Here is an 8,679-nt window from a genome sequence, read left to right on the forward strand (position 1 = left end):
CTTTAGGAAGACTCTGCGCAATGGTGATCTGAACATACGGTTCAGAGGTCATCTCCAGTGGCTCGATGATCGTCGCTTTCACATGATCCTGCTCAATTGTATCCAATGCAGCCAGCGCTTCCCTGGATCCCCCGTCACTGACTATAATTTTGTCACCACTACGGCCGCGCATGACTTTGGCAATATGCCGTGCATCCTCACCCGTAACAATAACGTGATCTTCTAGAAATTGCTCTGCCGGAATAAAATAACGCTGCATTCTCTCACACCTATTCTAAAAATAACTAATATTACTAACGTTCCGTACAAATTCCGAATAAATCACCAAGCACCATCATATCATCTTTTGCGCCTGTATGACCAGTCTGTTCCCTCTTCCATTCACGTTATACCCATTCTCATAAAAAAAGGAGCCCTTAGGCTCCGAACAATCCGGTAATGTAAAAAGAAAACTGCAAAAATTGTATATAAATCATCTGAGCCAGCGTGTAAAGAGGTTCAATCGTTATAGCTCGTACCGGTGGAATTACTAGTATAAGCAGGAAAATAAAGATTGACCATTGCTCAAACTGCTGAAGCTTGCGGCGCACACGAGTAGGAGCCACATCCTCCACAATCCGATAGCCGTCAAGTGGAGGCAGTGGGATCAAATTAAAGATAAACAAAAACAGGTTCAAATTGATCAACGCATTGATAAACAAATAGATTGCCTGCGCCACCCGCTGGTTCTCCATTCCTGGCAATACTTGAAAATGAAGGAGCATAGCATAGATCAGGGTCGTCACAAATGCAAGCAGCAAGTTGCTCAGCGGGCCAGCAGCCGATACAATAATGCCCATCAGGCGCGGACGGCTAAAATTGTCACGATTCACCGGAACTGGCTTGGCCCAGCCAAAGCCACCGATCAGCAGTAACAGTGTACCCAGCAGATCAATATGAACTGCCGGATTTAAAGTCACCCGTCCAAGCAGCTTGGCCGTAGGATCGCCAAATTTATTGGCATAATACGCATGCGCAAATTCATGCACCGTAAACGATATAATCACAGCCAGCAAATAAAATGGAAGGACATTTAAATTTACACGAAAAATACTTTGTAAAAAATCCATGCTTACCTCTTTCTCGCCACAAACGCCAGCCAATCTTCATCTCGGTGGATTTCGGCAATTTCAAAGCCAGCTGCCTTCAGCGCGGTTTCAACTGCCTCTTCTTTGTTTTTCCAAATCCCAGAAGCAATATAAATACCACCTGGCTGCAGGGCATTATATACATCATCAATGAACAGCAAAATGATCTCAGCCAAAATATTAGCTACCACTAGCTTGACTGGCAGTTGAATTCCCAGCGTTGGATCGCTTGCATTGAGCACGGAGAGCAAATCGCTTTCTTTGATGGTGATGCGTTCCTCCAGCCCGTTCAAACGCGTATTTTCATGCGCACTGGATACCGCCACCGGATCAAGATCCAAGGCAAGTACATGCTTTGCTCCCAGCTTTATCGCTCCAATGGCCAAGATACCGGAGCCCGTACCGACATCAATGACTTCTTCTCCACCCTGGATCACGGATTCCAGTGTTCTCAGGCAAAGGGATGTTGTCGGATGTGTTCCAGTGCCAAAGGCCATACCCGGGTCGAGCTCAATGATTTTTTCATCCTCACTCGCAGGTTCATACTCTTCCCAAGTCGGTTTGATGGTCAAATGATCCGATACACGTAATGGCTTGAAATACTGTTTCCAGGCATTAGCCCAGTCATCTTCATTGACCGTTTTCAGCTCATAACGAACCTCTCCAGGGTCAATATCAAATGTTCTCAGTTGTTCCACTCGCGGCTCAATTTGTGCGCGCACACCGTCCATGTCCACTTCTTCAGCAAAATAGCCTTTGATGACCGCTTGTCCTTCAGGTATATCGTTCAAAGGGCGATCGTACCATTGTCCATAAGACGTATCCCGCGGCTTGTTCAGTGAACCGGATTCTTCAATGGATACCCCTCCTGCACCTGCTTCGTGCAGAAAATTCGAAATCATTTCGACAGCTTCCTCGCTTGTATGTATTGTAATTTCATTCCACAACATGGTTTACATTTCCTCCTCATTTCACATGCATACATTACATTGTACTATATACTCACATAGGAGTTCAAAAAAGCTGATAATCTTCCTGTTCCGATTTCTCCAGCTCGTCTTGGAATTGCTTGAGAAAAAACAAATAAGACGGGCCATCCCACAAATCATCTGAATAGCTGGGATTCCCGCCTTATTGTATTCTACTCGCTGTCGTTTATAATACGCTGCTGACGGCGGTCAGCAACTTCACTACGCCGAATCGCTTCCAGATCCTCTGCATCTGCCAGCTCTGCCGAGAACTCAACATCTTCGTTTTTAGCAGATTGCATGCGTTTGATTTTCTCGGTTTTGGTCAGCACTTTATCGAACCTTTTGTTTCTAGGCATCGGTCACTGCTCCTTCCAAACTTTTCACAGCATTCCACCCGCTTGTTCTACGATGGACATGGCCTGGTGATGAATGGACTCATCCACCACAGCAGTCAATAAAATATCGCGGCCCGTAGGTCCACCCTGTCCTCCGTCACTCATGCCACTGGCAACAGGATCAGCCGCAGCCAGTATCGCCGGACTGCGATCTGTAAATTCTACTCCCTGCGTTAGTGAAGACAAGCTGTTAATCTGTCCCGAAAATACAGGCAGTCCGGCGTTGCCCGTAGACTGCCGCGGATACCGGCTAAAACGATCTATCGACATATCCGTTACCCGGAGAGCTTCCAGTTTTCTCGCGGCTCCCTGTGCTTCCTCAGGACTTTTGAAATACGCCAAAATATTTTTTTCGCCCATTCCAAAATCCCCCTGTGTAGTAATTGAGCGCAACGCTTGTTTGAGAACATGGATCATTACGCTTTGTTATAGCCTGCTCATTGGCAAGAATTTATATTCTCCACGAAAGGCTAAACGGATACAGGCGTTATCGAGAACAGCAGGGCAAGACTGTGAATTAAAGTTTGTGAAGAATATAACTTTTATAGATGTAAATTAGCAGCTGTGGCTTCACCTGACTTGGCTACTCCTGTCTCCCAGGCTGCGCGAATAACAGCATCCCGTACCTTTTGAACCACCTTCGGATTAAAAACATCCGGTATGATATAAGTTTCACTTAGCTCCTCAGGGCAAATGGCATCAGCGATGGCAAGCCCGGCAGCCAGTTTCATCTCCTCGTTAATCGTCTTGGCATGGCAATCCAGAGCACCCCGGAAAATTCCCGGGAAGCACAGCACGTTATTAATCTGGTTAGGAAAATCGGAGCGGCCGGTAGCAAGCACACGCACATAAGGTAAGGCTACGGTCGGATCAATTTCTGGCTTCGGATTCGCCATAGCGAACACTATAGGATCAGTTGCCATGCTCTGTATGTCTTCCACAGTCAGTATATCTGGACCCGACACACCGATGAACACATCAGCTCCCACAATCACCTCGGATAAGCTTCCACTTAAATTATGCGGGTTAGTCATGTTCGCAAATTCTGTCCAATGCGGGTTGCTGTATTCTACACCACGGTGAATGGCTCCTTGCCGATCAACGCCAATCAGATTGCGCACCCCTGCCTTGAGCAGCATACGCGAGCAGGCCATACCCGCCGCACCGATACCGGCAAATACTACTTTGATATCTTCCATTTTTTTGCCGCATACCTTTAGTGCATTGACCAGACCCGCTAATACAACGACTGCTGTCCCATGCTGATCGTCATGAAATACTGGAATGTCGAGTTCCTGCTTTAACCGTCTCTCGATCTCAAAACAGCGTGGCGAAGATATATCCTCCAAATTAATGCCGCCAAATGCTGGAGCGATCATTTTGACAATTTGAACAATCTCATCTGGGTCCTTTGTATTGAGACAGATGGGGAATGCGTCGACACCTGCAAACTGTTTGAACAGCACCGCTTTACCTTCCATCACAGGCATAGCAGCCTCTGGTCCGATATCCCCTAATCCAAGGACCGCTGTCCCATCTGAAACGACCGCTACTGTATTTTTTTTGATTGTTAATTGGAACGCTTTTTCTGGGTCATTGGCAATTTCCATGCAAATTTGGGCCACACCTGGTGTGTAAACTTTGGACAACCCCTCCATTGTTTCAATTCGTTTCTTGGGTAAGGTCTCCATTTTGCCACCTTCGTGTAATTCTCTGATTTCATCTGTTAAACTGCTCATGTTCCTCTCCGTCCTCTCATAAGTTTATTTAATTAGACTGTTATATCTAGGTTGAAACTCATTAGCTCCAAAATTGGAGTAACAAGGTGGCTAAAATGACCGTGCCTGCTCCTCCAATCCGTGTTGCAATTTGGGCAAAAGGCATCAGCTCCATCCGATTGGATGCAGACAAAATGGCTACATCGCCTGTGCCCCCTAATCCGCCGCGACAACTGGTCACCAAAGCAGCTTCTACAGGATACATGTTAATCCATTTTCCGGTGAAATATCCAGTAAAAATCAATGCAACCACTACAGATGCGCAAGTGATCGCATACGGAACCGTCAAAATTCCTACTACACTATCTAACGGCACATACAAAATACCTAGCCCTACCATCAGGGGCCACGTTAGACTAGCCGTGATACATTTGTATAAATGAAAAGCTCCCTGCTCCAATGAGTTCGGCATGATCTGAATACACTTAATTAATGCCGCCGCCAGAATCATGAGAATCGGCCCTGGAATATGGAGATATGGCTCTAGCAGCTTACCCACAATAAAGAAAGTACAGGCCAACAGCAGACCTCCTCCCATTAACGGAAAAGAAACAGATTGTCCCAAGTCTACTGGAGCCAACTTACCTTCTTCTTTCTCCAGTTTCAACAACTTCCCGTTACCTGAAGTATTTGGTTTTTTCTCCGCCAATCTTTTCAAGACACCTGCACCTATGATTGCAACTATGTTACCGATAATTGCAGCCGGGATAAACTGGGATACGAATACCGCAGAATCCTTGCCCAGTACCATTCCATATGAAATGGACAACGGTAAAATGCCTTCTCCAATTCCACCGGAAATAATCGGAATGATGATGAAAAAAAATGTGTGATAAGCACTATAGCCAAAAGCCATACCCACCACCATCCCAACGGCAACCGCAGCAATAGACCCTATAATAATGGGGGCAAAAATTTTGACAATTCCATTCAGCAGCATTTTGCGATCCATACCAAGAATGCTTCCTGTTACGAGACATGCGATGTAGAAATAAAGAAAATTTGAGGTTTTCATAAGCGTATGCACAGCTCCCATGGCAGATGGACTGAACATATTCCAAAATACCATTAACGATGGAACCATAAGGGATAGAATGGCTGGCCCGCCTATATGTTTGAGTAAGGGAAGTTTGGCCCCCAGATCACTGAGCAGTATACCTAAAATCATGATGACGGCAAACCCGCCCAACAGATCGTTCGGAAGTCTTTCTGTAATTGCTGCCGCATAAACAATCAACGCGATCACAATATACAGCGGAAGAGGAATAACTCCCACCTTTACCCTGCCCAGCATCCTAAACCCATCTAAAGTATTTTTACTCCATCTTTGCTCCTTTTGAATGACAGGCTGGTTTGTAGCATTTTCCATAAATCTCCCTCCATAAAGTGAAGAATGATGATCATGTTCCCATTCTACACCATGGAAAACGCTTTATTTGGTTTTAAAACTAAGAACTAACTTTTGTAACTATAGTAATCAGAAGGAGGTTTAAATATAACTATTCATGATTCCTTCTGCCTGCGGCAACACCTGGTACTGGTAAACAGGACGTCCAATAGTACCATAGATGGTTTCCATAGAGAGTACTTCAATCTCTGTCATAAAAGCCAGATACTTGCGCATAGATACTCTGGAGATCCCTGCACTCTCCGCAATATCCTCGGTGGAAAATAGAGTTTTATGATGCTGCTGGATACAATTCCATATCATAGCCAGCGTGGATTTCGTTATCCCCTTGGGCAACCGTGTCAAGTCTTTAGTGATGCTTTTGTGATAAATCAGTCGGTCCAGCTCTTCCTGTGACAGTAGACTGCGCTCACGCACAATACTAATGTGCTCTCGGTACCCGGTCAGGGCCTCTAGAAAACGGTTAAAGTGGAAAGGCTTGATCAAATAATCCACCGCGCCGAAGTTCATCGCTTTTTTGATACTGCTCATGTCACTTGCAGCTGAGATGACAATAACATCCACATTTACTCCAGCCTCCCGTATGAATGACAGTAAATCGAGGCCATTGCTTTCTTGCATATACACGTCCAGCAATATCAGATCAATCGCTTGTTCAGCTATATATTTCTTAGCCTCTTCCACCGAAGAAGCCCAGCCACCACATTGAAAGCCCTCTACCTGCTCCATATATTTGCGATTGAATTCCGCAACCATCGGATCATCTTCTACAATTAGGACATTAATCATGTTTATCATTCCCCGCTATACTGTATGGAATTGTAATCTGAAAACAGCACCCTTGCTCGACAGGGATCAACTTAACACTTCCTTGTAGCCTCTTTACACTTTGTGCCACCAGATAAAGCCCCATCCCTCGCGACTCTCCCTTGGTCGAAAAACCTTTTTCAAAAATAGTCTCCCTAAGGCCCTCAGGTATACCCGGACCATTGTCGCACATGATACAGGTCAGACAGCCATTCTGCCGGTTTTCCTCATAATAAAGTGAAAGGGTAATCCGCTTAGGCTCCAGAGATTCCATCGCCTCCACCGCATTATCAAACAGATTGCCAAGAATAGTAATCAGTTCATGTGTCGTTTGGGTTTGACTGGATTCAGGCAAGTGACTCCCCGGAGTCAGTTCAAAACTTACCCCTGCCTCTCTGGCCCGACTTAATTTTCCTAACACAAACCCCGCCATAACTGGATCCCTAAGCTGCCGGGTAATGGTACCGATCTCTACTTGATGATGCTCGACGGCATCCATAATATAGTGCTCCAGTTTATCATACATTCGCAAGTGTACCATGCCCATTATGACATGCAGCTTGTTCATAAATTCGTGAGCCTGCGCACGTAGTGCTTCTGTGTACAGAGAAACTCCTGTCAAACGTTCCGCAAGCTGGTTCATTTCCGTCTTATCCCGAAAGGTAACAATGGCTCCGACAATGGCTCCCTTGACCCGGATCGGAACACTGGTCGTCAGCAAAGTGATCCCACCCAGCTCCATTTCCTCATCCATCCGTGGAGTGCTTGCTTCCAACACCTCCTGCAATCGGAAAGCAGATAAATACACCGTAATTTCCTGTCCAGAGAATGAAAAATCTTCAATCCCCGCTTGCCTGAGTAGACGGATTGCTTCTGCATTCATCAGCATGATACGACCGCCTTCATCCACCGCGATGACTCCTTCCTTGATGGACTGCAACATCGCGCTGCGTTCCTCCAGCAAACGTGCGATTTCCGGTGGTTCCAGACCGACCAGCATATTTTTGATTTTTCGAGCCAGCACAACAGCTCCTCCTGTGCCAATCAACATCCCGATACCAATGGCGATAGCAATAAGACGCGTGTTGCCTTCCTGGGCTCTCTGCACATCTTGCATGGATATACCGACGACAATCGCCCCTACCTGCTTTCCCGTTACACTGTATATGGGGGAAAAAGCCCGCATGGACATGCCCAGTGTCCCCTTTGCAACGGACACGCTCTCCTGACCATGAAGGGCAGTATACTCGTCTCCTCCAACAAAGGCTTTGCCGATCTTCCTAGCATCCGGGTGTGTTCTACGAATTCCCTTCATATCCATGACCACGACAAATTGGACATGATTCGCCGATGAAACCTTCTTCACATATTCCTGCATGGCAGGAGAATAATAGGTCTGTTGCAATTGCTCAATAATAAGCGGTGTATGAGCGAGGGTACGCGCAATGGACATTGCCTTTTCCTCAAGCCCCTTCTCCGTTTCATGCTCAACTCTCTCTGCAAATAACAGGGTTACGGGCAAAAGCACAAGCGCCATAACCAAACAAACTAGCAGCGTTATTAGACCTCTAAGCTTTAATAGCGGCTTGCCACGACGCAGTCTTGTCCGTATTTTTTTGATGAAACTCACCCCTTTTCTACTTGCTAGAAGCTCATAGTTCAACTGCTTATACAAAAATGGTTATGTATGTGTTTACGTAAATACAAAAAAGGGGAACTATCCCGCACTGCGGAATAGTCCCCTCGGATTCATGGTTGAAGATCCGCGATTTCGACTTTGCTTAGTCGCCTCGGAAGGCGCGCTTCACACGGTCAAAAAAGGACTGCTCATTCTCATGTGTCTGCTCTCCACTAAGCGAAGAGAACTGACGCAGCAATTCCTTCTGTTCCTCACTCAGCTTGCTAGGCGTTACCACAACTACCTTAATATGCTGGTCACCTTGACCTACGCCGCGCAGTTTTGGCACACCCTTTCCTTTAAGACGGAAATAAGTGCCTGTTTGTGTGCCTGCTGGAACTTTCAGCTTCACTTTCTCGGTCAACGTTGGGATCTCTACTTCATCTCCCAAGGCTGCCTGAGAGAACGTCAGCGGAATTTCACAGTAGATATCGTCTCCCTCACGCTCAAAGAAGTCGTGCGACTTCACGCGGAATACGACGTACAAGTCACCTGCCGGTCCTCCGTTGACCCCG

General features: G+C 46.3%; 10 protein-coding genes. All 10 read right to left on the reverse strand.

Annotation, left to right across the window (positions count from 1 at the left end; genetic code table 11):
* Window positions 1-259: RsmE family RNA methyltransferase (locus tag AC5V8P_RS20155; RefSeq protein WP_495473806.1), on the reverse strand; the 259-nt coding region annotated here is incomplete at its 3' end.
* Between the two features lie 157 nt (window positions 260-416).
* Entirely contained in the window at window positions 417-1,109 is a 693-nt protein-coding gene (locus AC5V8P_RS20160) for a site-2 protease family protein (protein WP_063210077.1), read from the reverse strand.
* Window positions 1,110-1,111: 2 nt separating this feature from the next.
* Window positions 1,112-2,077: a 50S ribosomal protein L11 methyltransferase gene (gene prmA, locus AC5V8P_RS20165; RefSeq protein ID WP_064796018.1), complete on the reverse strand. Its 966-nt coding sequence runs from the start codon at window positions 2,075-2,077 to the stop codon at window positions 1,112-1,114.
* Between the two features lie 191 nt (window positions 2,078-2,268).
* Entirely contained in the window at window positions 2,269-2,454 is a 186-nt protein-coding gene (locus tag AC5V8P_RS20170) for a YfhD family protein (protein WP_063210075.1), read from the reverse strand.
* 24 nt (window positions 2,455-2,478) lie between these two features.
* Complete coding sequence (locus AC5V8P_RS20175; protein WP_063210074.1) at window positions 2,479-2,853, reverse strand: hypothetical protein; 375 nt, start codon at window positions 2,851-2,853, stop codon at window positions 2,479-2,481.
* Window positions 2,854-3,035: 182 nt separating this feature from the next.
* Window positions 3,036-4,232, reverse strand: coding sequence for an NAD(P)-dependent malic enzyme (locus tag AC5V8P_RS20180; RefSeq protein ID WP_064796017.1), 1,197 nt, complete (start codon window positions 4,230-4,232; stop codon window positions 3,036-3,038).
* Between the two features lie 61 nt (window positions 4,233-4,293).
* A complete protein-coding gene (locus tag AC5V8P_RS20185; protein WP_064796016.1) occupies window positions 4,294-5,640 on the reverse strand; it encodes a 2-hydroxycarboxylate transporter family protein in 1,347 nt (448 codons plus the stop codon).
* Between the two features lie 120 nt (window positions 5,641-5,760).
* Window positions 5,761-6,468, reverse strand: coding sequence for a two-component system response regulator DcuR (gene dcuR / locus AC5V8P_RS20190; protein WP_064796015.1), 708 nt, complete (start codon window positions 6,466-6,468; stop codon window positions 5,761-5,763).
* Window positions 6,461-8,116, reverse strand: a complete 1,656-nt coding sequence (gene dcuS / locus AC5V8P_RS20195; RefSeq protein WP_081276745.1) for a DcuS/MalK family sensor histidine kinase — start codon at window positions 8,114-8,116, stop codon at window positions 6,461-6,463. The genes dcuR and dcuS overlap by 8 nt, the downstream gene beginning before the upstream one ends.
* 151 nt (window positions 8,117-8,267) lie before the next feature.
* A partial coding sequence (locus AC5V8P_RS20200) for a DnaJ C-terminal domain-containing protein (RefSeq protein WP_495473807.1) occupies window positions 8,268-8,679 on the reverse strand: 412 nt, incomplete at its 5' end.

This window comes from Paenibacillus sp. N119s (assembly GCF_059447605.1).